Annotated in this window: 24 protein-coding genes and 1 tRNA gene; 20 read left to right on the top strand and 5 right to left on the bottom strand. The window is 63.4% G+C overall.

The annotated features are described in order from the left end of the window. Window positions 1-11 precede the first annotated feature (11 nt). Together NKJ28_RS04860 and NKJ28_RS04855 are read right to left on the bottom strand one after the other, a co-directional pair. Window positions 12-1,061 (bottom strand): ABC transporter substrate-binding protein, encoded by a 1,050-nt coding sequence (locus NKJ28_RS04860; RefSeq protein WP_352595957.1) that lies wholly within the window; start codon window positions 1,059-1,061, stop codon window positions 12-14. A 29-nt stretch (window positions 1,062-1,090) separates the two neighbouring features. After that, complete coding sequence (locus tag NKJ28_RS04855; RefSeq protein WP_352595960.1) at window positions 1,091-2,104, bottom strand: ABC transporter substrate-binding protein; 1,014 nt, start codon at window positions 2,102-2,104, stop codon at window positions 1,091-1,093. Between the two features lie 515 nt (window positions 2,105-2,619). On the opposite strand from NKJ28_RS04855, the gene NKJ28_RS04850 reads away from it, so the two are divergent. The 4 genes from NKJ28_RS04850 (at window position 2,620) to NKJ28_RS04835 (ending at window position 6,027) form a co-directional block, all read left to right on the top strand. Next, window positions 2,620-2,772: a hypothetical protein gene (locus NKJ28_RS04850; protein WP_352590059.1), complete on the top strand. Its 153-nt coding sequence runs from the start codon at window positions 2,620-2,622 to the stop codon at window positions 2,770-2,772. Between the two features lie 359 nt (window positions 2,773-3,131). Then, window positions 3,132-4,496, top strand: coding sequence for a DEAD/DEAH box helicase family protein (locus NKJ28_RS04845; RefSeq protein ID WP_352634286.1), 1,365 nt, complete (start codon window positions 3,132-3,134; stop codon window positions 4,494-4,496). Beyond that, the gene (locus NKJ28_RS04840; RefSeq protein WP_352634333.1) at window positions 4,385-5,410 is read left to right on the top strand and encodes a helicase-related protein; all 1,026 of its coding nucleotides are present in this window, start codon (window positions 4,385-4,387) and stop codon (window positions 5,408-5,410) included. Before NKJ28_RS04845 ends, NKJ28_RS04840 begins: the two co-directional genes overlap by 112 nt. Before the next feature lie 284 nt (window positions 5,411-5,694). Beyond that, window positions 5,695-6,027 (top strand): hypothetical protein, encoded by a 333-nt coding sequence (locus NKJ28_RS04835; protein WP_352634284.1) that lies wholly within the window; start codon window positions 5,695-5,697, stop codon window positions 6,025-6,027. A 212-nt stretch (window positions 6,028-6,239) separates the two neighbouring features. Here the strand turns inward: NKJ28_RS04835 and NKJ28_RS04830 are convergent. Then, window positions 6,240-6,329, bottom strand: a tRNA-Ser gene (locus NKJ28_RS04830). A 338-nt stretch (window positions 6,330-6,667) separates the two neighbouring features. Here NKJ28_RS04830 and NKJ28_RS04825 point away from each other — a divergent pair. The 3 genes from NKJ28_RS04825 to NKJ28_RS04815 all read left to right on the top strand — a co-directional run bounded on the left by NKJ28_RS04825 (window position 6,668) and on the right by NKJ28_RS04815 (window position 8,451). Then, on the top strand, window positions 6,668-7,375 hold the full coding sequence (locus NKJ28_RS04825; protein ID WP_352634282.1) for a 50S ribosomal protein L21: 708 nt from the start codon (window positions 6,668-6,670) through the stop codon (window positions 7,373-7,375). Between the two features lie 98 nt (window positions 7,376-7,473). Beyond that, window positions 7,474-7,743, top strand: a complete 270-nt coding sequence (rpmA, locus tag NKJ28_RS04820; RefSeq protein WP_023678077.1) for a 50S ribosomal protein L27 — start codon at window positions 7,474-7,476, stop codon at window positions 7,741-7,743. Window positions 7,744-7,863: 120 nt separating this feature from the next. Continuing rightward, complete coding sequence (locus NKJ28_RS04815) at window positions 7,864-8,451, top strand: GNAT family N-acetyltransferase (protein ID WP_023678076.1); 588 nt, start codon at window positions 7,864-7,866, stop codon at window positions 8,449-8,451. A gap of 10 nt (window positions 8,452-8,461) precedes the next feature. On the opposite strand, the gene NKJ28_RS04810 is transcribed toward NKJ28_RS04815, so the two are convergent. Next, entirely contained in the window at window positions 8,462-9,331 is an 870-nt protein-coding gene (locus NKJ28_RS04810) for an endonuclease/exonuclease/phosphatase family protein (RefSeq protein ID WP_352634280.1), read from the bottom strand. A gap of 172 nt (window positions 9,332-9,503) precedes the next feature. Between NKJ28_RS04810 and obgE the strand changes: the two genes are divergently transcribed. The 5 genes from obgE (at window position 9,504) to NKJ28_RS04785 (ending at window position 15,372) form a co-directional block, all read left to right on the top strand. Beyond that, complete coding sequence (obgE, locus tag NKJ28_RS04805; RefSeq protein ID WP_352634278.1) at window positions 9,504-10,535, top strand: GTPase ObgE; 1,032 nt, start codon at window positions 9,504-9,506, stop codon at window positions 10,533-10,535. A gap of 2 nt (window positions 10,536-10,537) precedes the next feature. Next, window positions 10,538-11,692 (top strand): glutamate 5-kinase, encoded by a 1,155-nt coding sequence (gene proB / locus NKJ28_RS04800; protein WP_352634276.1) that lies wholly within the window; start codon window positions 10,538-10,540, stop codon window positions 11,690-11,692. Window positions 11,693-11,705: 13 nt separating this feature from the next. Beyond that, a complete protein-coding gene (locus tag NKJ28_RS04795) occupies window positions 11,706-12,992 on the top strand; it encodes a glutamate-5-semialdehyde dehydrogenase (protein ID WP_352634273.1) in 1,287 nt (428 codons plus the stop codon). A gap of 250 nt (window positions 12,993-13,242) precedes the next feature. Then, the gene (locus NKJ28_RS04790) at window positions 13,243-13,830 is read left to right on the top strand and encodes a nicotinate-nucleotide adenylyltransferase (RefSeq protein WP_292664887.1); all 588 of its coding nucleotides are present in this window, start codon (window positions 13,243-13,245) and stop codon (window positions 13,828-13,830) included. A gap of 252 nt (window positions 13,831-14,082) precedes the next feature. After that, window positions 14,083-15,372, top strand: coding sequence for an MFS transporter (locus tag NKJ28_RS04785; protein ID WP_352634271.1), 1,290 nt, complete (start codon window positions 14,083-14,085; stop codon window positions 15,370-15,372). 29 nt (window positions 15,373-15,401) lie between these two features. Here NKJ28_RS04785 and NKJ28_RS04780 read toward each other — a convergent pair whose 3' ends face one another. Beyond that, on the bottom strand, window positions 15,402-16,259 hold the full coding sequence (locus NKJ28_RS04780) for a mechanosensitive ion channel family protein (RefSeq protein ID WP_352634269.1): 858 nt from the start codon (window positions 16,257-16,259) through the stop codon (window positions 15,402-15,404). A 239-nt stretch (window positions 16,260-16,498) separates the two neighbouring features. Between NKJ28_RS04780 and rsfS the strand changes: the two genes are divergently transcribed. The 8 genes from rsfS to NKJ28_RS04740 all read left to right on the top strand — a co-directional run bounded on the left by rsfS (window position 16,499) and on the right by NKJ28_RS04740 (window position 24,739). Next, complete coding sequence (gene rsfS, locus NKJ28_RS04775; protein ID WP_023678068.1) at window positions 16,499-16,876, top strand: ribosome silencing factor; 378 nt, start codon at window positions 16,499-16,501, stop codon at window positions 16,874-16,876. 61 nt (window positions 16,877-16,937) lie between these two features. Beyond that, window positions 16,938-17,420 (top strand): 23S rRNA (pseudouridine(1915)-N(3))-methyltransferase RlmH, encoded by a 483-nt coding sequence (gene rlmH, locus NKJ28_RS04770; RefSeq protein ID WP_023678067.1) that lies wholly within the window; start codon window positions 16,938-16,940, stop codon window positions 17,418-17,420. A 150-nt stretch (window positions 17,421-17,570) separates the two neighbouring features. Next, window positions 17,571-18,914: a murein hydrolase activator EnvC family protein gene (locus NKJ28_RS04765; protein WP_352634267.1), complete on the top strand. Its 1,344-nt coding sequence runs from the start codon at window positions 17,571-17,573 to the stop codon at window positions 18,912-18,914. Then, window positions 18,915-20,240: a S41 family peptidase gene (locus NKJ28_RS04760; protein WP_023678065.1), complete on the top strand. Its 1,326-nt coding sequence runs from the start codon at window positions 18,915-18,917 to the stop codon at window positions 20,238-20,240. It abuts the gene before it with no gap. Window positions 20,241-20,443: 203 nt separating this feature from the next. Continuing rightward, window positions 20,444-21,640: a divergent polysaccharide deacetylase family protein gene (locus tag NKJ28_RS04755; RefSeq protein WP_352634265.1), complete on the top strand. Its 1,197-nt coding sequence runs from the start codon at window positions 20,444-20,446 to the stop codon at window positions 21,638-21,640. Window positions 21,641-21,647: 7 nt separating this feature from the next. Further along, window positions 21,648-22,163, top strand: coding sequence for an RNA pyrophosphohydrolase (locus tag NKJ28_RS04750; RefSeq protein WP_502898221.1), 516 nt, complete (start codon window positions 21,648-21,650; stop codon window positions 22,161-22,163). A 29-nt stretch (window positions 22,164-22,192) separates the two neighbouring features. Beyond that, window positions 22,193-23,344 (top strand): alanine racemase, encoded by a 1,152-nt coding sequence (gene alr, locus NKJ28_RS04745; protein WP_352454935.1) that lies wholly within the window; start codon window positions 22,193-22,195, stop codon window positions 23,342-23,344. Between the two features lie 138 nt (window positions 23,345-23,482). Next, on the top strand, window positions 23,483-24,739 hold the full coding sequence (locus tag NKJ28_RS04740; protein ID WP_023678061.1) for a D-amino acid dehydrogenase: 1,257 nt from the start codon (window positions 23,483-23,485) through the stop codon (window positions 24,737-24,739). Window positions 24,740-24,760 lie beyond the last annotated feature (21 nt).

Genomic DNA, 24,760 nt, shown 5'->3' with positions numbered 1-24,760 from the left:
ATGGCGATTGCCTACGTCTTCAACTCCTCCTTCAGTTCGCTGAAGAAGCGCCAGTCGGTGCCTTGGGCCAAGAGCTTCTGGGGGGTGCTCTTGAGCATCCCGACCTCGTGGAGGCGCAAGGCGTAGAAGCGCAGGGTGTCCTCAGCGCTATACCCACGCCAACCGTAGGGGAGCCCCTTTATGACCTGGAGGGCATGGTCATAGCGCCTAGTATAGCCCTGCTCCACCAAGTACTGCGCGGACTGCTCCGGCTCGCTGGCGCAGAAATCCGCCGCTTTCAAGATGGCGCGGAGGGCGCGTTTGGTGGCCACCGGATACGTGCGGACGAACTCCCGGTTCCCAGCCAGCATGCAGCAGAAGTATTGCGACCAGGGCCGGTCCACGGTGCTGCTAATCACCACATGGCCGATCTGCCGCTCCCGCATCTCCTGCGGTTCGGGGGGAAAGCCTAGGTAGGCATCGATCTTCCCCTCACTTAGGAGCCGGATGGACTCGGGTCCCGGATGCGTGACGAAGTGTATGTCCTTATGGAGGTCCAGGCCCACATAAGCCGTCATAGCGGCGAGAAAGACGTATCGGCTGGAATCTAGCGCTGGCACGGCCACGGTCTTCCCCTTGAGGTCGCGGATCGACTGGATGCGATCGGTGCCGAACAGCTCAAAGCAGCCGACGTGGAGTCCTGCCAGGATGACGATGGGATCCCCCGCTTCCAGGCTGAGAAGGAGCGGGGCGGCGAAATGCGCACTGAGGTCGGCTTCACCAGAGGCGAGGGCCGGCGCGATGTCTGCGGTCCCCTCTTTTTGGAGGTAGTGCACCTCAGTGAACCCTTCGCTGCGCAGCAGTTCTTCGGCTACATACTGGGGGGCCTGACAGATGCTGGGAATCCGGACGAGCCGGATCCGCGTCGTCTCAGGCGGTGGCTCCGCAGCGGCTCGCCTGCGGACGCTAGTCGTTTCCGGCGGTGGCTCTGAGGGGAGCGATTGCTGGACCCCGACTAGGCTCGCGGCGCCGGCTGCCGAAAGGCCGGCCAGGAAGCGCCGGCGGCTCTGGATGATTTCCATGTCCACGTCTCCCCTTGAGACAAATGGGATCAGGTTTTCAGCTCACGCTTCAACTCGTCGAGGAAGCGCCAGTCCGTTCCGTCGGCGATGATCTGTTGCGGGCTCGATTTGATCATGCCCGTCTCCTGCATGCGGAGTGTGTAGAACCGCAGGGAGTCTTCAGGATCGAATTCCCGCCACCGGTCGTACCGGATATCCTTCAGCGTTTGGAGCGCGTAGTCATACGATGGGACGAAATCGCGATCGACCATCTGCCGAGCCACCCGCTGCGGATTCGACACGCAGAGGTCAGCGGCCTTGAGGATGGATCGCAAGACCCGCTTGGTCGCCACCGGGTACCTATTCACGTAGTCCGACGTCGCGGAGATCATGCAGCAGAAATACTGTGACCATGGGCGGTCGACGGCATTGTTGAGGATGGTGTGGCCGATCTTCTTGGCGCGCAGCTCCTGCGGCTGGGGCGGCGTGCCGAGGAATGCGTCGATCTTCCCTTGGACGAAGAGTTCCGTGGGCTTGACGCCCTCAGTCAAGACCCACTGGATATCGTTGACGGGATCGAGCCCGACATAGCCGGACATGAGGGACAGCCACACGTGTCGCGAGTTGTTGAAACCATCAACGCCCACCCTCTTGCCCCGCAGATCCGTGACGCTGCGGATGCTCTCCTTGGCGATCAGTTCGAGGCATCCCGAGTGCAACCCGGTTAGCACCTTGATCGGCACGCCGGCATCGATCGACGCGATTTGGTTCGGCGGAAAGTTGACCGAGAAATCCGTCTCACCGCGTGCGATCCACTCCGATTGGTCGACGCTTCTGTCGGCTTCTACGTAGCGAACGTCGGTGAAGCCATCTGCGCGCATCAGTTCTCCGGCGATGTACGCGCCGGCCCAGCAGTAGGAACCACCAACCCACCGCGGCAGCCGAACCGTGGTCGTTTCCAGCGGCGGTTCCGCGTGAAGCGACTCCGGAAGACCGACAATACCGGCAGCGCTTACCGCTGCAGCGCCGGCCAGGAATCGGCGGCGGGTTTGCATGATCTGCATCCGAACGCTCCTCTTCCGAATCGCAAATGGCAATTCTGGCCGGAACCGAGCAAAAGAGGTTCCGGCAGTGACAGACAGTCTTGTGAGCGCGCCGAACACAGCGAATTACGAGCGCGCCCAGAGTCTTGATGCGGGAGTCTTGCGCTCTCAGTCGCCGGCCCAGTATTAGCAACCGACGATATGCCACGGTACGCCCAATTTGCGTTGGTTGCGAGCGCAAAACTTACTCCGCCAAACGTCCCGCCAGCACCTCGCTGTCAGGGAGACTGTTTGCGCGGTTCAGAATGGCCACTTCGAGTTTACTGCGGCCGGGCCGAGTCATCGACGCAAAGGTCTGCACAGGGTCATCAGTACTGGTTGCGCTTAACGTCTGGTTCCGGGAAGGAAAATCGGCCTCGGAAGGTCCCGAAAGGGTCAGGAATGCTGGTCGCGGTGAATGTCAGCTATCGGGCAGCGAAATGGGCTCATGAAGGGCGGCTTTGGGTCAGGTCACGACGATGCCCACACCAACCTGAATGTCCGCTGTTGAATATCGCGGCGAAGCTGCCGGTCTGCTCTCGGCCCATTTCGACCAGAACGCGACCTTAGAGTATCTGCTCGGCAATGACCGCTCCTGGCGGATTTTGTTGAAAAAGTCTGGTGCTCCGGAGGGCATACCTCTGAAGTAGAAAGGCATTTCTCGCTGGGCGTACTGCTGGAATCAAGATTCACAGGCAATTCATTTGCGGAACGAAATTCTATCCGCGCAGCCCTACGGCCTCGGTGGCGGACTTTTCAACACTATCGGCGCAATTGAGCCGTCCGCCAACAAAGTCTGTGTAGGGGTGAAATCTTCGAGGCCTGAGCTAACCGCTAAACCTGCCTTTGCGTCGAGAACAGGACGCTTGACTGAAGGGAAAAGCCGCTGGCCGGCAAAGCTGATTGTTAAGTCCCGCACGGTAGAAGAGTCGCCGTGAGACAGTCAGTTGAAACATTTCGAACGTCTAACGGGCTTTCGCCGAAGGGTTGCACATCATAGTGTGCGCGAATGAACGAGGGGGCATTTCATCCGGAAGACAGGGCGCGATCCCAGATTGATCGGCGCCTGTTGCTGTGCGGATGGGTGGTGCAGACTCGCGACGAGATGAACCTGGGAGCGGGCGTTGGCGTCGCTGTCCGGGAATTCCAGACCGCTACCGGTCCCGTCGACTATGCCCTGTTTGTCGGACGAATCCTGTGCGGCGTCGTGGAAGCCAAGCCGGAAGGATCGACGCTTTCAGGTTTCGCCGAGCAGGCGGCACGGTACATGGCGGGCGCGCCAAGCCATCTGGTGCGGTCGGATGGACAGGTACGTTTCGAGTATGTTGCCTCCTCCTCGGAAACGCTTTTCCGGGACCACGCCGATCCGGATTCCACATCACGTATCGTCTTTTCGTTTCACCGTCCGGAGACCCTTGACCGCTGGATCAAGGTTTCCGCGACGCTTCGTGCCCGGCTGCAGTCAATGCCACCGGTCGATCCAACTGGCTTGCGCACCTGTCAAGTAGACGCCGTAACTGCACTTGAGCAGTCGCTGGCGGCGAACAAACGGCGAGCGCTCGTTCAGATGGCGACGGGGGCCGGGAAGACATTCACTGCCTGCACGCTGAGCTATCGGCTGCTGGCGCGTGCCGGCTTCCGGCGCATCCTATTCCTGGCGGACCGCGCGAACCTGGTCCGCCAGACCCGGGACGAGTTTCTCGCTTACCGCCCGCCGGGAACAGGCAGATCATTCTCGGAGATCTACAACGTCCAGAAGCTCGGCGCGGCGGGGCTGGACAAGGATTCACAGGTAGTGGTCGCGACTATTCAGCGCATCTACTCAGTGCTGACCGGCAAGGAGCTTGCGGAAGAGGCCGAAGAGATTTCGTCCTTCGAGCAGTCTGGCCCGGCGACCGAGCGCCTGATCAGCTACAATCCCTTGATACCGATCGAGAGCTTCGATCTGGTCATCACCGACGAATGCCACCGGTCAATCTATGGCACGTGGCGGCAAGTGCTCGAATACTTCGATGCCTTCACGGTCGGTCTCACCGCCACTCCCTCGCTTCATACGCTCGGCTTCTTCAACAAGAACCTCGTGGCTCAGTATCCCTATGAGCGGTCGGTGGTCGACGGCGTCAATGTCGGCTTCGAAATCTTCCGCATCCGGACGGAAATCGGTGAACGCGGGTCGACCGTGAAGGCAGGCTACGCGATAAGCGAACGCGAGCCGAACGCTACGAGACCCTGTCGGAAGATTTCGCATACACGCCGGACCAGATCGACCGGACTGTCCTGGTCCCGAACCAGATCCGCACGGTTCTCGAATCCTTTCGTGACACACTCTTCACCGAACTATTCCCCGGCCGTCACGAGGTTCCGAAAACTCTGATATTTGCCAAGGACGACCACCACGCCGAGGAGATTGTTGGGCTGGTCCGGGAGGTGTTCGGCAAGGGAAACGACTTCGCGAGGAAGATCACCTACAAGACTGACGGCGCCGATCCCGAACAGCTGATCCGCGCCTTCCGCAACGACTACAACCCGCGCATCGCCGTCACCGTCGACATGATCGCGACAGGAACGGACGTCAAGCCGATCGAGGCGCTGATCTTCCTTCGAGTTGTCCGTTCGGAGCTTTATTTCGAGCAGATGAAAGGACGTGGCGCCCGCACGATATCGCCGGAGAAACTGCGCGAGGTCACTCCGGACGCCGAAGCAAAGACGCGTTTCGTACTGGTCGACGCGGTTGGCGTTTCCGAAAGCCTCAAGACGGTATCGCAACCTCTCGATCGTGACCGGGTCATAGGATTCGATCGGCTGATCGACGAGATCGCCGCCGGACGGCGGGACGATGACGCCTTCGCAACCCTTGCGGCCCGTCTGGCCGCTCTTGACCAAAGGATCGGCGACAAGGATCGCGCGGCAATCACAAAAGTGACGGGCGGCGTCGATCTCGCGGGTTTGGCAGGGCGCCTACTCGATGCCGTCGACCCGGATGCGCTTGCAGCCCGCGTGGGCCAGGACGCGCCGGAGCTGGAGCAGCGCAAGGCGCGAGAGGCGGCCAAGGATAAGGCAGTGGAAATCTTTGACGACCCGGCTCTGCGCAAGCTGCTGAAGGACGTGAAGGCGGCAGCAGATAACATCGCCTACGACAACGGAGCCCTCCAGTATGGATGTCTCAAGATCGATGACGTGTTCGGAGACGTGAGACGAGAGGGCCGTTGCTCGCTACATTGGCAATTCTCGACACCTACACCCTCACGAAATCGGGAACGGATGAAACGATTTGGGTCGAACTTGTGAAGGGTAAACGGCAGAAGGACGGTGCCCGGTGGTGCTTCTACGAGGTGCCCATCGAGGCTGGTGAGTGAGGTCGGTGAGGTCTGCTTCTGTCGGGCATAGTCACCCAAAAAAATCATCATGTGTTGGGTAGCTGGTTCTCACCGTCTCTCCGGACAACGAGTTTTTTTCGCGTCACTTGCGTAAGGGAACCAGACCTCACCGACCTCACCTTCGGGCTGAGAAATTGTCCCGAAATCTGCACTTAACCTTGAAACGCTGCTGGCTGGAGCCTCCGGCGTCCGCGAATGCCTATCGCCCCGGTAATCGACCGCGCCCGCTACCGCCCGCCCTTCAATGGCGCATGCGGCGAACAATCGTTACGACCACAACTGCAAAAATCAGAGCCAGCACAAACCACGGTGCAATATCGAATAAAATTCGAAGGCCACCCCACATCTGTGCTCGATCCTTTGGTTATGCCGGAAGCTAGTGAATTGGTCGTCAACTTTCCACCTCAGCAGGCATCAACTCAACCTGATATCGACCGACCACAAGGGCATGCCGTCTGCCTCACGCCAGCACATGAAGCCGGTGGCTTTGCACCCAACCTGCGCGCCGTGACATCGCGGACGACATAGAGCGTGCCGCCCCTACCGCGCCGCCTGAGTTTGATTTGTTTGCCCATACTCCTACAAGAGCCACCGGCGGACCTTTCTCCGCCAGAAACCAGAGCAGATTCTAGAGCTAAAACCAGAGCTAAAAGTGCAAATAGTCGCCCGGTGGCGCAAACCAAAACGGCGAATTAGCGAGTAAATTCAATCAGTTAGGTGAAGATTTGAGAGGTGAAATGTGGCGGAGAGGGAGGGATTCGAACCCCCGATGGGCTTGCACCCATGCCGCATTTCGAGTGCGGTGCATTCGACCACTCTGCCACCTCTCCGCGGTCATGGTCCGCCGTTGCCGGCGCGGCGCACTAGATAACGGCTGGACAGGCAGGTTACAAGGGCCAATCTGCCCAGGCGCCGCAGCTTCTGTCCGTGCTTCCTTCGAGGCTCCGGTAGCCGCTGCTCGATATTTGCAAGGTCTGGGCTCAACCCATTCGCAGCTTGCCCGCGGCGCTTGCCTTGACTCAAGCCGAACCTTCGGTTAGGGACAGCGCGCAATCGGCGTGGAGGGATCTTCCGCGCCGCTTGTTTTTTGAACCCGCAGACTGACAAAAAGACGGCCGAACCGCCTGAGGCGGTTCATCAAGGCCGACCGAACAGCGAAAGGCAAAAAATGTTCGCAGTCATCAAAACGGGCGGCAAGCAGTATCGCGTTGCCGCCAACGATCTCCTGAAGATCGAAAAACTCGAAGCCAATGTCGGCGACATCGTCGAGATCGGCAACGTGCTCGCGCATGGCGAAGGCGAAAACGTCACATTCGGCGCGCCGTTCGTGGATGGTGCGATGGTCACCGCCGAAGTCGTCGAGCAGGGCAAGAACCGTACCGTCATCGCCTTCAAGAAGCGCCGCCGGCAGAATTCGCGCCGCAAGATCGGCCATCGCCAGCTTTTGACCACCGTCAGGATCGCCGAGATCCTGCTGGGTGGCGCCAAGCCGGCGAAGAAGGCCGCCGCCAAGACCGAAGCGAAGGCCGAGGCCGCCGCCAAGACCGAGGCGAAGGCTGAAGCCGCGCCGAAGGCAGCAGCGAAGGCAGAGGCTGCGCCGAAGAAGGAAGCCAAAGCCGAGACGACCGAGGACAAGGCTGCCGAAGCCGCCGCGCCGTTGTTCAAGGCGCCGAAAGGCGAGCCGGACGACCTGACCGTGATCAAGGGCATCGGCCCGGTCGCCGCCGGCCAGCTCAACGAACAGGGCATCGCCACCTTCGCCCAGATCGCCAAGCTGTCCGACAAGGATGTCGCCAAGATCGACGAGCACATGCCGTTCAGCGCCGACCAGATCAAGGACTGGCGCGAGCAGGCCAAGGAATTGGCGAAGAAGTAGAACGAACCGGCGCAATCGTCGCCGGATCGGACTTGAAACGGAACGCGAACGCGTTCATAAGATCGTTTAGGCGCCTCGCGGCGCATCGGAGTAGTTAGATGGCACACAAGAAAGCTGGCGGATCGTCGCGCAATGGTCGCGACTCCCATTCCAAGCGGCTCGGCGTGAAGAAGTTCGGCGGCGAAGCCGTGATTCCGGGCAACATCATCATTCGTCAGCGTGGCACGACGTGGCATCCCGGCACCAATGTCGGCATTGGCACGGACCACACGCTGTTTGCGCTCGAAGCTGGCGCAGTCACCTTCAACAAAAAAGCCAATGGCCGAACCTACGTATCGGTGAACCCGATGACGAAGGCAGCGGAGTAGCCGGTTCCGCACGAGAACACCGGCACCCATCTCGGGAACCGGTGTCTGGCCAAGCCAGGAAATGGATCAGGGGAGATGGGTTTCCATCTCCCCTTTTTCTTGTGCCTGGAGGACTTTGATATGGTTGCCGAAGCGGAAGCGACAGACGACGAAAGTTACACGATAGATTGCCCGGTCCTGGTCACCGAGCGGCTGGTTATGCGTGCCCCGCGTGAGAGCGACATCGAGCAATTGGTGGCGCTCGCCGACAACCGCCATGTCGCGGAAATGCTGGCCCGCATGCCGCATCCCTATGGCGAGGCGGAGGCACGCGCTTTCCTGGCCATGACGGCATCGCGCCGGGCCGGAATCGCCTATGCGCTGACGCTGGCCGGCACCGAGACCTTCGTCGGCTGTGCCGGGCTCAACACCACGGATCGTGGGCTGGAGCTCGGCTACTGGATCGGCGAGCCGTACTGGAAACGCGGCTACGCGACAGAGGCAGCACACGCACTGGTCGACCTTGCCTTCCAGAGAACCACGATCCAGGTGCTGCACGCCTCGACGCGGGTTATCAATCCGGCCTCGCGCCGGGTCATCCACAAATGCGGCTTCCAGTATGCCGGCCAGGGCATGCTGAACTCGATCGTTGCCGGCCAGGTGCCGGTCGAACGCTACCGCCTCGATCGCAAGACCTGGACCAGCCTGCGGAACTGGGTGCATTTTTGATGGATGCGGCTCACGTCATCTCGAGCCAGACCGGCAAGTGATCCGAACCGGCCGCTTGCCGGTCGACCCACAGGCGCCTCAGCGATTTGGCAAGCGAGGCGCTGGTGAAGATGTAGTCGATGCGCTTGTAGCGGCTGGTATCGCCCGGCCGCTTGGGGTCGACCCAGGTGACGAGATCGGCGCCGGCAGCGCCGAGGCGTGTGGCAGCATCGACGGCGAGGTCGGCGGTCACCGGCATGCCGAATTCATGGTCAGGCTGGCCGGCGAGTTCGACATGTTCCGGCGATCCGGCCAGCATGTTGAAGTCGCCCATGACGACGAAGGCTTCGGGACAAGGCAGCTCCGGCAAGCCGATCTCGGCGACGCCGGAGAGCCCGCCGCCCTCGAGCGGGTATTTCAACAGACGCTGGCGCAGAAAGCGGATCTGGCTCAGCCGTTCAACCGGGCTGCGGTGGTCGAGATGGGTGGAATAGAAGCGGATCGGACCAAGCGGCGTTTCGATCAGCGCTTCCAGCGCGCCGCGCTGGAAGTTCATCGCCTCGACACTGCGGCTGCGCGGCAAAAGGAGATTGCGCGACAGATGGATCGGCGTCCTCGACAGCACCATGTTGCCGAGCTGGAAGGTGGTCGTGATGGCGCGGCCGTTCTCCAGGCGCGAGCCGGCGTCGGCTTCGAAATTGCTGCCGTAGACGGCAAAATAGTCGGGCAGAGCCTCGCCGAGCTCGGCCACCATGTCGCGGCCGCCATTCTTCGGGTTAGCACGGGTGACCTCCTGCAGCGCGATCACGTCGGCGCCGCGCACGGCATCGGCGATACGGCCGACATCATAGCGGGCGTCGAGGCCGACGCCGTAGTGGATATTGTAAGTTACCAGCTTCATTCCGACATCTCGCGCTTGGAAAGCCGAGGATCGATTTTTCGGCAAGGGTCAACCAAATGGTACGCGTCCAGAGCTACGCGCGACGTTACAGTAGCAAAAACGGCCCTCGCCCTTCGACCCGCCTTGGTTTAGAGCAATCCCGCAAAGCCAATAGCAGAAACCATACAATCCGATGAAATTTCTCGATCAAGCCAAGGTCTACATCCGCTCCGGCGACGGCGGCGCCGGTTCGGTGTCGTTCCGGCGCGAAAAGTTCATCGAATTCGGCGGCCCGGACGGCGGCGACGGCGGTCGCGGCGGCGATGTCTGGGTCGAGGCGGTCGATGGGCTGAACACGCTGATCGACTATCGCTACCAGCAGCATTTCAAGGCCAAGACCGGGACGCACGGCATGGGCCGCAACATGACCGGTGCCAAGGGTGCCGACGTAACGCTGAAAGTGCCGGCCGGAACACAGGTCTTTGCCGAGGACAATGAGACGCTGATCTGCGATCTGACGGTCGTCGGCCAGCGCTTTCTGTTGGCTAAGGGCGGCAATGGCGGTTTCGGCAACCAGCACTTCAAGACCTCGACCAACCAGGCGCCGCGCCGCGCCAATCCCGGACTGCCGGGCGAAGAGCTCAACATCTGGCTCAGGCTGAAGCTGATCGCCGATGCCGGCCTTGTCGGGCTGCCCAACGCCGGCAAGTCGACCTTCCTGGCGGCGGTCACCGCGGCCAAGCCGAAGATCGCCGACTATCCCTTCACCACGCTGCATCCGGGCCTTGGCGTGGCCCGCATCGACGGTCGCGAATTCGTCATTGCCGATATTCCGGGCCTGATCGAAGGCGCGCATGAAGGTGTCGGCATCGGCGACCGCTTCCTTGGCCATGTCGAGCGCACGCGTGTCCTTCTGCATCTTGTCTCGGCGCAGGAAGAAAATCCGGCCAATGCCTACAAGACCGTGCGTGCCGAGCTCGAAGCCTACGGCAATGGGCTGACCGACAAGGTCGAAATCGTCGCGCTTTCCCAGGTCGACATACTCGATGCCGACGCACGCAAGGAAAAGGCCGCCTCGCTGAAACGTGCCGCCGGCCGCGCGCCGATGCTGCTTTCGGCGGTCACCGGCGAAGGCGTCGAGGCGGTGTTGCGCGCGCTGATCGCTGTGGTGGCCGATGCACGCGAGGCTGTCGCTGCGCCGGTCGAGACGCGCTGGAACACATAGCCATGGCCGCGCAATCGCTGAAAAATTATCGGCGCATTGCCGTCAAGATCGGCTCGGCGCTGCTTGTCGACCGCACGACGGGCCTGAAGCGCGACTGGCTGGCCTCGCTTGCCGACGACATCGCCGTGCTGGCCAATGGCGGCGCCGAAATTCTCGTCGTGTCTTCGGGTGCGATTGCACTCGGCCGCACCATCCTCGGCCTCGGCAAGCGCCCGCTGAAGCTCGAGGAGAGCCAGGCGGCGGCTGCCGTCGGGCAAATCGCGCTGGCTGGCGCCTGGTCGGATGCGCTCGGCAAGAATGGCTTGAAATCGGGCCAGATCCTGCTGACGCTCGGCGACACCGAAGAGCGCCGCCGCTATCTCAACGCGCGGGCGACGATCACGACGCTGCTCAAGATGAAGGCGGTGCCGGTCATCAACGAGAACGATACGGTGGCCACCTCCGAAATCCGCTATGGCGATAACGACCGGCTGGCGGCGCGCGTCGCCACCATGATGGGCGCCGACCTTTTGGTGCTGCTCTCCGACGTTGACGGGCTCTACACGGCACCGCCGGCGCGCGACCCGCAAGCCCGGTTCATTTCGGTCGTCGACCGCATCACCCCTGACATCGAAGCGATGGCGGGTGCCGCTGCTTCGGAATTGTCGCGCGGCGGCATGCGCACCAAGCTCGACGCCGGCAAGATCGCGACCGCCGCCGGCACTGCCATGATCATCACATCAGGCACGCGGCTGTCGCCGTTGCTGGCAATCGAGCGCGGCGAGCGCGCCACCTTCTTCCGGCCGAGCGCCAATCCGGTCAAGGGCTACAAGACCTGGATCGCCGGGCAGCTCGAACCGGCCGGACGGCTGACCGTCGATGCCGGCGCCATCGGCGCGCTGCTCTCCGGCAAGTCGCTGCTGCCGGCCGGCGTCAAACTGGTCAGCGGCAATTTTGCGCGTGGCGACACGGTGGCGATCCTGTCGCCCGAGGGCCGCGAGATAGCGCGCGGGCTGGTTGCCTATGATGCCGCCGATGCCGTAAGGATCGCTGGCCTGAAGACGACAGAGATCGAAACGGTGCTCGGCTACGAGGCGCGTTCGGCGATGATCCACCGCGACGATTTGGTGGTGAGCCATGCCGGTGGTGAGCAAGTAGTCGGTGACCAGGTTACATAGCGGAGGATGAGCCATGCTGACGCTGCATGAAAAATCCCGGGATGATACCGTGGCGCTGATGGCCGATATCGGCCGCCGCGCGCGTGCCGCGGCCCGCCCGCTGGCCATAGCTGCGGCCGAGCGCAAGCACGCGGCGCTGTTCGGCATGGCTCAGGCGATCCTTCGGCATGAGCAGGACATCCTCGACGCCAATGCCATCGACATCAGAAATGGCAGGGAGGCTGGCCTATCGGCAGCGTCGATGGATCGGCTGAAGCTCGATCCCGCCCGCATCCGCGCCATGGCAGACGGTATCAGCGAGATCGCCGGGTTACGCGATCCGGTCGGCGATGTCATTGCCGCATGGGACCGGCCGAACGGGTTGCATATCGAACGGGTGCGCACGCCGCTCGGCGTCGTCGGCGTCATCTATGAGAGCCGGCCTAACGTGACCGCCGATGCCGGCGCGCTCTGCCTCAAGGCGGGCAATCCGGTGATCCTGCGCGGCGGCTCGGATTCGGCGAATTCTTCCGCCGCTATCCATGCCTGCCTGGTCGAGGGGCTGAAGGCAGCCGGGCTGCCGGAGGATGCCATACAATTGGTGCCGACCACCGATCGCGCCGCCGTCGGCGAAATGCTGAAAGGACTTTCCGGCAATCTCGAGGTCATCATTCCGCGCGGCGGCCGCAGCCTGGTCGAGCGTGTGCAGAACGAGGCACGGGTGCCGGTCTTCGCGCATCTCGAGGGCATCTGCCATCTCTATATCGACCGATCGGCCGATCTCGACATGGCGGTCAAGATCGCGGTCAATGCCAAGATGCGGCGCACCGGGGTGTGCGGTGCTGCCGAGACGCTGCTGGTCGACCGTGCCGCCGCCGGCACGCACCTGGTGCCGATCCTCGAGGCCCTGCGGGCGGCGGGCTGCGAGATCCATGCCGATGCCGAGGCGCTGAGGCTTTATGCCGATGCCCAGCCCGCGACCGATGCAGACTGGGTGACCGAGTATCTCGATGCCATCATTGCGGTGAAGCTGGTCGACGGCATTGGCGGCGCCATCGAGCATATCGAGACGTTTTCCTCGCATCACACCGAGGCGATCATCGCCGAGGACGCCTCAGCGGTTGACCGGTTCTTCAACGAGGTCGATTCGGCGATTCTTCTGCACAACGCCTCGACCCAGTTTGCCGATGGCGGCGAGTTCGGCATGGGCGCCGAGATCGGCATCGCCACCGGCAAGATGCATGCACGCGGGCCGGTCGGCGTCGAGCAACTGACCTCGTTCAAATATCGCGTGCGCGGGTCGGGACAGGTGAGGCCTTGAATCCGTCCACAGTCCGAGCCTGAGAGGCGTGCGCCCAGCCACCCCCCTCTGTCCTGCCGGACATCTCCCCCTCAAGGGGGGAGATCGGATGTCGCATAGACTTTCGCCAATCTTCGATGTCGCACTAAGGGCGCCAGGGATGAAGCTGACAATCTCCCCCCTTGAGGGGGAGATGCCCGGCGCGGCAGAGGGGGGTGCCTGACGCATGCTTGCCTTGTCCGAACATGCCATATCCTCCCGCTATCTCAAGATGCCGCATGCCGGGAAAGGCGTGGCGGTCGGGCTGTTCGGCGGTTCGTTCAACCCGCCGCATGCCGGCCATGCGCTGGTCGCCGAGATCGCACTCAGACGCCTTGCGCTCGATCAGCTGTGGTGGATGGTGACGCCCGGCAATCCGCTCAAGAATGCCGGAGACCTGGCGCCGCTGGCCGAGCGGCTGCAGCTATCCGAAAAGATCGCGAAGAATCCGAAGATCAAGGTCACCGCATTCGAGGCGGCCCACCGCGTCCGCTTCACCGCCGACACGCTGGCGCTGGTCAAGGCGCGTAACCCGGGCGTCGATTTTGTCTGGATCATGGGCGCCGACTCGCTTCGCGACTTCCACCGCTGGCAGCGCTGGCGCCGCATCGTGATGACGTTTCCGATCGCGGTGGTCGACCGGCCGGGTGCGACGCTGTCGTTCCTGTCGTCGGTGGTCGCCAAGACCTTCGACTATGCCCGCGTCGACGAGGGCGATGCGCCGCGGCTCGCCCGCATGGACGCGCCGGCCTGGACTTTCATCCACGGCCCGCGTTCGTCGCTGTCGTCGAGCGCGATCCGCAAGGTGGCAAAGGGATAGGAGTCTCCTTCTCCCCTTGTGGGAGAAGGTGGCCGAGCGAAGCTCGGTCGGATGAGGGGTGCTGGAATGATCGCTATCTTGAAGAACTAAGCACTTAAAATCCCTCGGTCTTTTTACGCTGCATTTCTTCCAGCACCCCTCATCCGTCTCGGCGCTGCGCGCCGATCCACCTTCTCCCACAAGGGGAGAAGGCAAGTCCGGTGATGTCGCTTTTGCCGCTGCCTTGATCTGCTTGATGGGCGATCCTCGGTCATGACGATTCTCGAGCGCGACCAGGACAAGAACGGTCTAGGGCAGCCGGCGCCGTCGATCGCCATTGCCAGCATCCTTTTGTCGATGGCGCTGATCGCCGTCGGCAATGGGCTGATGTTCGCCTATATTCCAGTCCGGCTCGGCGCCGAGGGCTTCGATCCGACATGGGCGGGGCTGATCGTCACCGGCCTTTCGGCTGGCGGCCTCGCCGGCTGCATCCTGACCGGGCCGCTGGTGCGGCGTGTCGGCCATGCCCGCGTGTTCATGGTGCTGTCGGCGCTGATCGTGCTGTCCAACGCCGCGGTCGGCGCCGGGCCGCACCCATTGCCATGGATCGCTGCACGGGCGCTCTACGGCTTTGCCATATGCGGCCTGTTCATTGTCGCGCAGAGCTGGCTGAACGATGTCGTCGCCAACGCCATCCGCGGCCGGGTCATGGCTATCTTCTACGTTGCCTATGTCGCCGGACTCGGCGTCGGCTACTCGACGCTGGCGTTGATCGATATCCGCGCGGCCGACGCGCCGCTGATCGGCATTGCCTTCACCGCGCTGTCGATCCTTCCCGTCGGGCTGACGCGGCTCGCGCAGCCACCGGCGCCGCAAGCGGCGTCCGTGGCGCTTGGCCGCGCCTGGCGGATCTCCCCGGTCGGAGTTGCCGGCATGCTTGCCGTCGGCGGCCTGTCGATGACGATCTCGGGTTTTGCGCCGATCCATGCCACGGCCAAGGGCTACAGCCAGGCCGACGTCGCCTTGCTGCTTTCGGCAATGCCGGTCGGCACGCTGATCCTGCAGATTCCGCTCGGCTGGATTTCCGACCGCACCGACCGGCGCTTTGTGCTGATCGCTGCGTCGGCGCTTGCCGCCGCGGCGGGCCTGTTTGCCCTCGGTTTCGACGGCGGCGCGCTGGCGGCGCTGCTTGTCATCTATGTGGTCTGGGACGGCGCCTCGGAATCGATCTACTCGCTGGCCAGCGCCCATGCCGGCGACCGCGCCGGCAAGGACGACATGGTGGCGCTGTCGAGCTCGCTTTTGTTTGCCTGGTCGCTGTCCGGCTTCGTCGTACCCGGCATTGTGACCGGACTTTCCGCCGTCTACGGCACGCAGGCCTTCATCTATGTGGCAATCGTCATTGCCACCGCCTACTGCCTGTTCGTTCTCTGGCGCGTCGTCATGGTGCGGCCGGTGCCCGCCACCGAGACCGGCAGTTTCGCGCTGATGACGGCGCAGGCGCCGTTGCCTGTCGATCTCGCCTTCGCGCCCGAAGATCAGCGCGGGCGCGGAGAGCTTTGAGGGCCATCTGCCGGCCGGCTTAAGATGCTCTATTGCCGCGTGGCAGAGGCATCCGGCTGCGGCGCTTTCGGTGCCGGCGCCGGGACCGAAAGGCCCTCGGCATCGAACGCCTGCTTGACACTCTTGGTGAGGTCGATCTGGGTGGCGAAGAAATCGGCAGCCGCCGTCCAGTAGCGCAAGGTGATGGCGACGGTGCTGTCGCCGACAGTCGCGACAAAGGCGATCGGCGCCGGCTGCCGCCTGACGCGCCGGTCGGCGGCGGCGACACCGAGCATGGTCTTCTGCGCAAAATCGATGTCGTTCCAGGAGCCGATGCTGAGCGTGATGTCGCCGCGGCGCACACCATTGCGGGTGAAATTGCGGACCGGCTGGTTCCACAGGGTCGAGTTGGGTGCAAGCACGTAGACGCCTTCGACCGTCCTCAGCGTTGTGGCAAACAGCCCGATCTCCTCGACGGTGCCGGATATCGCGCCGACTTCGACATATTCGCCGATGCGGAACGGCCGCAGCGCCAGGAGCATGATGCCGGCGGCAATGTTCTGCAGCGTGCCTTGCAGCGCCAGGCCGATGGCCAGGCCGGCGGCACCGATAGCGGCAATGATCGAAGCCGTCTGCACGCCGAACTGGCCGAGAACCATGATCACGACCAGTCCCAGGATGGCGTAGCGGACGACCTGCGAGAAGAAATGGCGGAGCGTTTCGTCGAAGCCGCTGATATGGCCGAGACCGGCATAGATCGAACGCTCGGCGAGGCCGGCGACGATGTAGCCGATGACCAGCAGGATGACGGCGCCGATCGCCGAAAGCGAGTAGGAGACGATCAGCGTGCTGAGTTGCGCAAGGCCGGATTGCACGGTGAGGAGAGCGTTCTGGGGATCGATCGGCATGTCGGGATTCCGGTTCGTGGATGAGCCGATAACCGCTGCGGTGCGAGGCGGTTCCGATTTTCTGGCCCGAAAAGCCGGATATTCGGCCGCTGCCGGGTGCCTGCTTGCGAGCGGTGTCTTGAAACTGCAACCTAACTCTGCCTATCTAAGCAGTGTCACCTGATTTCAGAGGTGATTTGGTTGTTCTTGCTGCGAAAGGAAATACACTGAGAACAGCACTGCGGAAGAAGGCCGACATCGTGCCTTCGCCGGCCGGGATCAGCGTAAACGACGCCGTGTCCCGCGCCATCAAGACAGTCCTTGCCAGTCTGGAAGACTCCAAGGCCGAAAACATCGTCTCAATCGACATTCAGGGGAAATCGAGCCTCGGCGACTACATGGTCGTCGCGTCGGGCCGATCGCACCGTCATGTCTCGGCTGTTGCCGATCATCTCCTCAAGGCGCTGAAGGATGCCGGGCTCGGCACGGCACGCGTCGAGGGGCTGGCTGGCGCCGACTGGGTCCTGATCGATTCGGGCGACATCATCGTCCATGTCTTCCGTCCCGAGGTCCGCGACTTCTACAATCTCGAAAAGATGTGGCAGGCGCCCGATCTCGAGGAGGAGACCCTCCACTGAGCCGTATTCGTCTTGATGTATGTCGTCGTTCGACATGCATCAGCGGCTCTTCGAGGCAGGGATGAAGATTACGGTTCATGCCGTGGGCCGAATGAAAGCCGGCCCCGAGAAGCAGTTGGCCGACCGCTATTTCGAGCGTTTTGCAAGGAGCGGTCCTGCCGTAGGCCTCGAATTCGCCGGGATCGTCGAGATTGCCGAAGGTCGCGCGCAGACGGCCAATGAGCGCCGGCGCGAGGAAGGCCAGAAGCTGCAGACGCACTTGCAACCGGGCACGGCGCTGATGCTGCTGGATGAGCGCGGCAAGAACCTTTCCTCCGAGGATTTCGCCGGCCGCATAGGTTCGCTGCGCGATGGCGGGCGCAAGGCGCTGGTGATCGCCATTGGCGGCGCCGACGGCCATGACCAGTCACTGCGCGACCTGGCTGATCTGACGGTGTCGCTCGGCGCGCTGACCTGGCCGCATCAGTTGGTCCGCGTGATGCTGGGCGAGCAGCTTTACCGGGCGGCCACGATCCTTTCCGGTCACCCCTACCATCGTTCATGAAGTCGGCTCCGTCGGCGAATTGATGCCAGCCGCCCGGATTTTTGCCCCAATGCTCATCGACAGTTTGGGCTCATGGGTTTGCGGATGGCGGCCGGGGCTCGAACATGGTTGATGGTTCGTTAACGAAGCCGCGCATAGAGTTAGGCTTCAATGTCTGAAGACTGGAAATCACGAACGGGCTCCTGGCGCGTGCGCTACGGCATCGCCGTGGCGGCGATCGCCCTTTCACTCGGCGTCGCGCGGGCCGAGAACACGCTCGACCTGGCGCCCGACCCGGACCAGAGCCGCGCCGAATACGAAAAAGTATCGAAAGAGATCACGCTGTCGTCCGAGCGGCTGGCCAAGCTCGCCGCCGACATAGCGGCTGTCAAGAAGGACCACGCCTCGATCACCGCGGCGCTGATCCAGTCGGCGATGACCGAGCAGAAGCTCGGCCAGGACATCGAGGACATTGGCGGCAAGCTGGAAGGGCTGAAGGCGCAGGGGCAGAAGATCCGCGCCTCACTGGCCGCCAGACGCGACGTTCTGGCCGAAGTGCTCGGCGCGCTGCAGCGCATGGGGCTCAATCCGCCGCCGGCGATCCTGGTCAAGCCGGAGGACGCATTGTCGTCGGTGCGCAGCGCCATCCTGCTCGGTGCCGTGGTGCCGGAACTGCGCCAGCAGACCGACATGTTGCTGGCCGACCTCAAGGAGCAGTCGCGGGTGACGGCCTCGATCGAGGCCGAGCGGGCGCGGCTGACGGCAGCTGTCGGCGAGCAGGCGGCGGAAAAAAAGCGGCTCGGCATGCTGCTCGAAGCCAAGCAGAAGCTCGCCGCCGATACGCAAACCGCGCTGGCCGCCGAAAAGCAGCGCTCCGCGACACTGGCGGCCAAGGCCGGCAGCCTGAAAGAGCTGATCACATCGCTCGAGGCCGACAGGGCCCGCAAGGCGGCGGATGCGGCCAAGGCAGCCGAGCAAAAGACGGCCGACGCCGACAGGGGCCCGGCATCGGCTGCGGCGCCGACGGAATTGGCCTCGCTGCCGGTGCCGGAGAGCAACAGGCTCACCGCGGCCGCGCCGTTTTCCGCGCTTCAAGGGCAGATCGCGCTGCCGGTCACCGGCAGGATCAAGCGGCGCTTCGGGGCCAACGACGGTAACGGCGCGGTGATGCTCGGTGACATGGTTGCGACACAATCGGGAGCCATCGTCACAGCGCCGGCGGATGGAAATGTGCTTTATGCGGGGCCTTTCCGCTCTTACGGTCAACTCTTGATCCTGAATGCGGGTGACGGCTATCATGTCGTCCTGGCGGGGATGAGCAGAATCAGCGTCGCGTCTGGCCAGTCGGTGCTCGCAGGTGAGCCGGTCGGCGCGATGGGAGAGGCCCGGGTGGCGAGCACCTCGGCATCGAAGAATGGAAATGCCACGCCGGAGCTCTATGTCGAGTTCCGCAAGGATGGAAAACCCGTCGATCCGGCCCCATGGTGGGCGGACCGTTTTTCTGGAAGGACGTGAATGATGCGGAAACTGTCGCTTCTGTTTGCCGGTGCGCTGATGGGTGCATCGGCGATGAGCCTGGTCTATGGCGCGCCCGGCTCGACAGCGAAAGCTGCGGGCTCCGAGACCTATAAGCAACTGGCGATCTTTGGCGATATCTTCGAACGGGTACGGGCGAATTATGTGACGCCGCCCGACGACAAGTCGCTGGTCGAAAATGCCATCAACGGCATGCTGTCGTCGCTCGACCCACACTCCTCCTACATGAATGCCGAAGAAGCGCAGGACATGCGCGTGCAGACCAAGGGCGAATTCGGCGGCCTCGGCATCGAGGTCACCATGGAGAACGACCTGGTCAAGGTGATCACGCCGATCGACGATACGCCGGCCGCCAAGGCAGGCGTGCTCGCCGGCGACTATATCGCCAAGATCGACGGCGAGGAGGTCCGCGGCCTGACGCTCAACGACGCCGTCGAGAAGATGCGCGGGCTGGTCAATACGCCGATCAAGCTCACCATCCTGCGCCAGGGCGCCGACAAGCCGATCGAACTGACCGTCGTGCGCGACATCATCAAGGTCAAGGCGGTCAAGTTCCGGGTCGAGAACGACATCGGCTACATGAAGATCACCTCCTTTACCGAAAAAACCTATGACGACCTCGAGAATGCCATCGACACCATCAAGAAGCAGGTGCCGAACGACAAGCTCAAGGGCTACGTGCTCGACCTGCGCCTCAATCCGGGCGGTTTGCTCGACCAGGCGGTGAGCGTGTCGGATGCCTTCCTCGACCGTGGCGAGATCGTCTCGACGCGCGGCCGCGACCCGAAGGACGTCACCCGCTTCGACGCGCGGGCCGGCGACGACATCGGCGGCAAGCCGCTGATCGTGCTCGTCAATGGCGGCTCGGCCAGTGCCTCGGAAATCGTCGCCGGCGCGCTGCAGGATCTGCGCCGCGCCACGGTGGTCGGCACGCAATCCTTCGGCAAGGGTTCGGTGCAGACCATCATCCCGCTTGGCGAGAACGGGGCGCTGCGGCTGACGACGGCGCTCTATTACACGCCGTCCGGCAAGTCGATCCAGGGCAAGGGCATCACGCCCGACATCAAGGTCGACCAGCCGCTGCCGGCGGAACTGCAGGGCAGGGACCTGACGCGCGGCGAATCGGACCTCAAGGGCCATATCAAGGGCGCCGACGAAAGCACGACCGGTTCGGGTTCGGCAGCCTATGTGCCGCCGGAACCCAAGGACGATTTGCAGCTCATCTATGCCGAGCAGCTGCTGCGCGGCCAGAAGACGGATCCGGCGTTCCCGCCGAATCCGCAAAAGGCCGTGTTGAACCAGTAAGGGCAGGCAAGCCGGGCCAAACAGGTCTGGCTGCCTGAGCGAAGCGATGCGATGCTGCCGGGGCCGCGAGGCTCCGGCAGTTTGATTCGGGGGCCGCGGCCGGCATGCTGCGCGTCCAGTGAAGCAAGGGGACGCGCCGACATTTTGGATTTTGCGCCTCCGGAGAAGGTTTCACTTCGGGGATGCGCGCCGGGGGTGCGGGCTTGGCTGATATCGGCAAGGACATAGAACGACCTCTCGGACAGGCGATCCGGCTGCCGCGCTCAGGCAGCGGGATCAGCGCCGGTGCGGTCGCGGCCGCGCTTGTCGTGCTGTCCGTGGTCGGCGTCTCCAGCGCCATCGCCTTGCGAGACAAGCCGTTCCGGAAGCTGCAAGAAGTAGCCGTTTCGACGCCGACGACGCCGGCGGCGGATACCGCCGCCGCGCCCGCCAAGGCGACGCCCGAAATGGCTGCGCCAAGCAACGCAAGCGGGACCAACATAAGCGGCCCGAAGACGGACGGTCCGCAGATCATCCATGTCCAGACCGAGGGGGGCGACGCTCCACCCGAGGCGGCCATAGTCATTCGCGACCCTTCGACGATCGGCCAGAACCTCAGGATCGCGCATATTCCCGACAAGGCGCTGGTCGAGGCCAGCGAAACCGGTCCGTTGCCGATCCGCGCCGCCGACGGCAGGCGCCCGTTCGATGTCTATGCGCGGCCGTGGTCCGGGGCTCGCGGTGCACGCGTCGCGCTCGTCATCGGCGGGCTTGCCGTGTCGCAGACCGGCACGCAGGCAGCCATCGCCAAGCTGCCGGCGGAAGTGACGCTGGCCTTCGCGCCGCAAGGCAACAGCATCGGCCGCTGGATGCAGGTGGCGCGGCAGAGCGGCCATGAGGTCATCATGCAGGTACCGCTTGAGCCGTTCGACTATCCGAACGTCAATCCCGGCCGTAACACGCTGACCGTGGCTGCAACGCCGGACGAGAATTTGAAGAATTTACGCTGGGCGCTGTCGCGAACGACCAACTACACCGGCGTCATGAACTATATGGGCGCCCGCTTTTCGGCCGACGCGACGGCGATGGGGCCGTTGATGGCCGAGCTTGGCAAGCGTGGTCTGGCCTATGTCGACGACGGTTCGTCGGCGCGCAGCCTGGCACCCGAACTGGCGCTGAAGGACGGCGTGCCGTTCGTCGGCGGCGATACGGCGATCGATGCGGTGCAGGACCGCGGCGCCATATTGAAGAAACTGGATGGGCTGGAAGCGACGGCACGGGCGAAAGGGTTTGCCGTCGGCATCGGCTCGGCTTTCGACCTGACGGTGGATACCGTGTCTTCCTGGGTGACCGAGGCCAAGAAGCGTGGCATCGAGATCGTGCCGGTTTCGGCGGTGGCCATAGATCCGGAAAAAGGCTGAGATGACAATGAACAAGCTCGTTGAGCCCGAGACGCTGCCCTACCGGCCCTGCGTAGGGGTGATGGTCCTCAATGAGGCCGGCCTGGTCTGGGTCGGCCGTCGCATTGCCGAGCCGGACAGCGAATTCGCTGGAACGACGCAGCTCTGGCAGATGCCGCAGGGCGGCATCGATGATGGCGAGGAGCCGCTGCCCGCGGCGGCGCGTGAACTTTACGAAGAGACCGGCATGCGCTCGGTGTCGCTGCTGGCCGAGGCGCCGCACTGGATCAAATACGACCTGCCGGCGCATCTGGTCGGCGTCGCCTTCAAGGGACGATATCGGGGCCAGACGCAGAAATGGTTTGCCTTCCGTTTCCACGGCGACGAAAGCGAGATCGCGATCAATCCGCCGCCGGGTGGCCACAAGGCCGAGTTCGACCGGTGGGCGTGGCGGCCGATGCTGGAATTGCCGGGCCTGATCGTGCCGTTCAAGCGCAAGGTCTACGAAGACGTGGTGGCGGCGTTCCGGCACCTGGTGGCGTAGCCGCCGGCCTTCCGTTAAAACAGGTCGGCATGAACGACATCTCAAGCAAATCTCTTCCGCCGACCGTCACCCTGGGCGAACCGATCAGCGAAGCCGCGGCAGGGGCGATCCTGACCATCGATCTCGGCGCCGTCCGTGAGAACTACCGGCGGCTGAAGGCGCGGCTGGGCGGCGTCGGCTGTGCTGGAGTGGTCAAGGCCGACGGCTATGGGATTGGCGCGGCGCCGGTGGCGGCGGCGCTGATGGGTGAGGGCTGTAATACTTTCTTTGTTGCGCATTTGGCCGGCGGCATCTTGCTGCGCAAGGCGCTCGGCTCAGACCCGGCCATTTATGTGCTGAACGGCATTCCGCCGGGTGCGGAAACGGAAGCGGTTGCGGCAGGGCTTTGCCCAGTACTCAACAGCGCCAGCCAACTCGCGGCATGGCGCGAGATGGCCGGGCGGGTGGGCCGTAAGTTGCCGGCCGCCCTCCAGGTCGACAGCGGCATGTCGCGGCTCGGCATGATGCCATCCGAGGTGAAGGCAGTCGCGCAGGATCCGCAGGCTTTCGACGGTGTCGAACTGACGTTCGTGATGAGCCATCTCGCCTGCGCCGATGAACCCGAGCAGCCGGCCAACGAGCGGCAGCGGCTGGAATTCGAACGGCTGCGCCGGATGCTGCCGGAAGCGCCGGTTTCCCTTGCCAATTCATCAGGCATTTTTCTCGGGCAGCGCTATCACTACGACCTCGTTCGTCCGGGTGCCGCTCTCTATGGCGTCAATCCGACGCCGGCGAAGGACAATCCGATGCTGCCGGTGGTGCGATTGCAAGCCAAGGTCATCCAGACGCGGATATTGGAGGCCGGCGCCGGTGTCGGCTACGGTCACACTTTCCACGCCAAGGCTCCGCTTGCCGCGGCGACGATTTCGCTCGGCTATGGCGATGGCTGGCATCGACGCGCCGCTTCCTCCGCCTGGCTCGAAAATGTGCGGCTGCCCTTCGTCGGCCGGGTTTCGATGGATTCGATCATCCTCGACATTTCCGCATTGCCGCCCGGCAGGCTGAAGGCCGGCGACCTCGTCGAACTCATCGGACCGTCGTCGCAGACGGTGGACCAGGTAGCCGGCCAAGCCGGCACCATCGGCTATGAGGTCTTGACCAGTCTCGGCCACCGTTTCCACCGGCGCTATGTGAATGGCTAGGACGCAAGGTTGTTGTCCTCACGCATGTCTTTTCCCTAAGCATCGGCACTTGGCTGAGGCCACAGAATCCGGCAGACATGAGGCGGCGATGATCCCGGTCTCGAATCCCGACGAGATGCCGCCGCGGAGAACCAAACGATGAAGATCTTCGTGCTGGGCGGCGGCGTGATCGGGGTCACAACCGCCTATTTTCTTGCCGAGGCCGGTCATCAGGTGACGGTGATCGATCGCCAGAAAGGCCCGGCGCTGGAAACCAGCTTTGCCAATGCCGGCGAGATCTCGCCCGGCTATGCCTCGCCCTGGGCCGGGCCCGGCGTTCCGCTGAAGGCCATCAAATGGCTTTTGATGAAGCACGGTCCACTGGTGGTGCGACCGGCCCTCGATCCGCATATGTGGATATGGCTGGTCAAGATGCTGCGCAATTGCACGGCTGAACGCTACGCGCTGAACAAGGCGCGCATGGTGCCGCTGGCCGAGTACAGCCGCGACACGCTGAAGGCGCTGCGCGAGGCGACCGGCATCGCCTATGACGAGCGCGCCAAGGGCACGCTGCAGCTCTTCCGAACGCAAAAGCAGCTCGACGGCGTCGGCGGCGATGTCGAGGTGCTGAAGGCCTATGGCGTCCCCTACGAGGTCCTCGACCCCGACGGCTGCATTGCGGCCGAGCCTGGGCTGGCCGGCGTGCGCGAAAAATTCGTCGGTGGCCTGCGGTTGCCCGGCGACGAAACCGGCGACTGCAAGATGTTCACCGACAGGCTTGCCGAGCTTTGCGCGGCACGCGGCGTCACCTTCGAATACGACACGGAGATACGGCGCGTCGTCAAGAAGCGCGATCGCATCACCAACGTCAGCACCAGCAAGGGCTGGATGGTCGCTGATGCCTATGTGATGGCGATGGGCAGCTATTCGGCACGGTTCATGCGCATGCTGAAGCGGCCCATCCCGGTCTACCCGGTCAAGGGCTATTCGATCACCCTGCCGATCAAGGACGCCGCCGCCGCACCGGTCTCGACCGTGATGGACGAGAGCTACAAAGTAGCGATCACCCGGCTCGGCGACCGTATCCGGGTCGGCGGCACGGCGGAGATTTCCGGCTTCGACCTGCGGCTGCACGAATCGCGGCGGCGCACGCTCGAACATTCGGTCGGCGACCTGTTTCCGGGCAGCGGCGACATGCGATCGGCGACCTTCTGGTGCGGGCTGCGGCCGATGACACCCGACGGGCCGCCGCTGATCGGCCGCACCGATTTCTCCAATCTCTATCTCAACACCGGCCATGGCACACTCGGCTGGACCATGGCCTGCGGCTCGGCCAAAGTTCTGGCCGACATCATCTCCAGCCGGGTGCCGGACATCGACGTCGGCGATCTCGGGCCCGGACGATACGCCAAGTAAGACGCCCACCAGCTAAGACAG

This window comes from Mesorhizobium sp. M0145 (genome assembly GCF_040322355.1).
Lineage (GTDB): Bacteria > Pseudomonadota > Alphaproteobacteria > Rhizobiales > Rhizobiaceae > Mesorhizobium.
This window is presented reverse-complemented; position numbering and strand designations above follow the sequence as displayed.

Coding starts and splice junctions, on each gene's coding strand:
- NKJ28_RS04850 (WP_352590059.1), top strand. CDS start 2,620: ATGTCCGCTGTTGAATATCGCGGCGAAGCTGCCGGTCTGCTCTCGGCC.
- NKJ28_RS04825 (WP_352634282.1), top strand. CDS start 6,668: ATGTTCGCAGTCATCAAAACGGGCGGCAAGCAGTATCGCGTTGCCGCC.
- NKJ28_RS04845 (WP_352634286.1), top strand. CDS start 3,132: ATGAACGAGGGGGCATTTCATCCGGAAGACAGGGCGCGATCCCAGATT.
- NKJ28_RS04835 (WP_352634284.1), top strand. CDS start 5,695: ATGCCTATCGCCCCGGTAATCGACCGCGCCCGCTACCGCCCGCCCTTC.
- rpmA (WP_023678077.1), top strand. CDS start 7,474: ATGGCACACAAGAAAGCTGGCGGATCGTCGCGCAATGGTCGCGACTCC.
- NKJ28_RS04815 (WP_023678076.1), top strand. CDS start 7,864: ATGGTTGCCGAAGCGGAAGCGACAGACGACGAAAGTTACACGATAGAT.
- NKJ28_RS04855 (WP_352595960.1), bottom strand. CDS start 2,104: ATGCAGATCATGCAAACCCGCCGCCGATTCCTGGCCGGCGCTGCAGCG.
- NKJ28_RS04780 (WP_352634269.1), bottom strand. CDS start 16,259: ATGCCGATCGATCCCCAGAACGCTCTCCTCACCGTGCAATCCGGCCTT.
- NKJ28_RS04760 (WP_023678065.1), top strand. CDS start 18,915: ATGATGCGGAAACTGTCGCTTCTGTTTGCCGGTGCGCTGATGGGTGCA.
- NKJ28_RS04765 (WP_352634267.1), top strand. CDS start 17,571: ATGTCTGAAGACTGGAAATCACGAACGGGCTCCTGGCGCGTGCGCTAC.
- NKJ28_RS04740 (WP_023678061.1), top strand. CDS start 23,483: ATGAAGATCTTCGTGCTGGGCGGCGGCGTGATCGGGGTCACAACCGCC.
- alr (WP_352454935.1), top strand. CDS start 22,193: ATGAACGACATCTCAAGCAAATCTCTTCCGCCGACCGTCACCCTGGGC.
- NKJ28_RS04750 (WP_502898221.1), top strand. CDS start 21,648: ATGAACAAGCTCGTTGAGCCCGAGACGCTGCCCTACCGGCCCTGCGTA.
- proB (WP_352634276.1), top strand. CDS start 10,538: ATGGCCGCGCAATCGCTGAAAAATTATCGGCGCATTGCCGTCAAGATC.
- NKJ28_RS04860 (WP_352595957.1), bottom strand. CDS start 1,061: ATGGAAATCATCCAGAGCCGCCGGCGCTTCCTGGCCGGCCTTTCGGCA.
- NKJ28_RS04795 (WP_352634273.1), top strand. CDS start 11,706: ATGCTGACGCTGCATGAAAAATCCCGGGATGATACCGTGGCGCTGATG.
- NKJ28_RS04790 (WP_292664887.1), top strand. CDS start 13,243: ATGCCGCATGCCGGGAAAGGCGTGGCGGTCGGGCTGTTCGGCGGTTCG.
- NKJ28_RS04785 (WP_352634271.1), top strand. CDS start 14,083: ATGACGATTCTCGAGCGCGACCAGGACAAGAACGGTCTAGGGCAGCCG.
- NKJ28_RS04810 (WP_352634280.1), bottom strand. CDS start 9,331: ATGAAGCTGGTAACTTACAATATCCACTACGGCGTCGGCCTCGACGCC.
- obgE (WP_352634278.1), top strand. CDS start 9,504: ATGAAATTTCTCGATCAAGCCAAGGTCTACATCCGCTCCGGCGACGGC.
- rlmH (WP_023678067.1), top strand. CDS start 16,938: ATGAAGATTACGGTTCATGCCGTGGGCCGAATGAAAGCCGGCCCCGAG.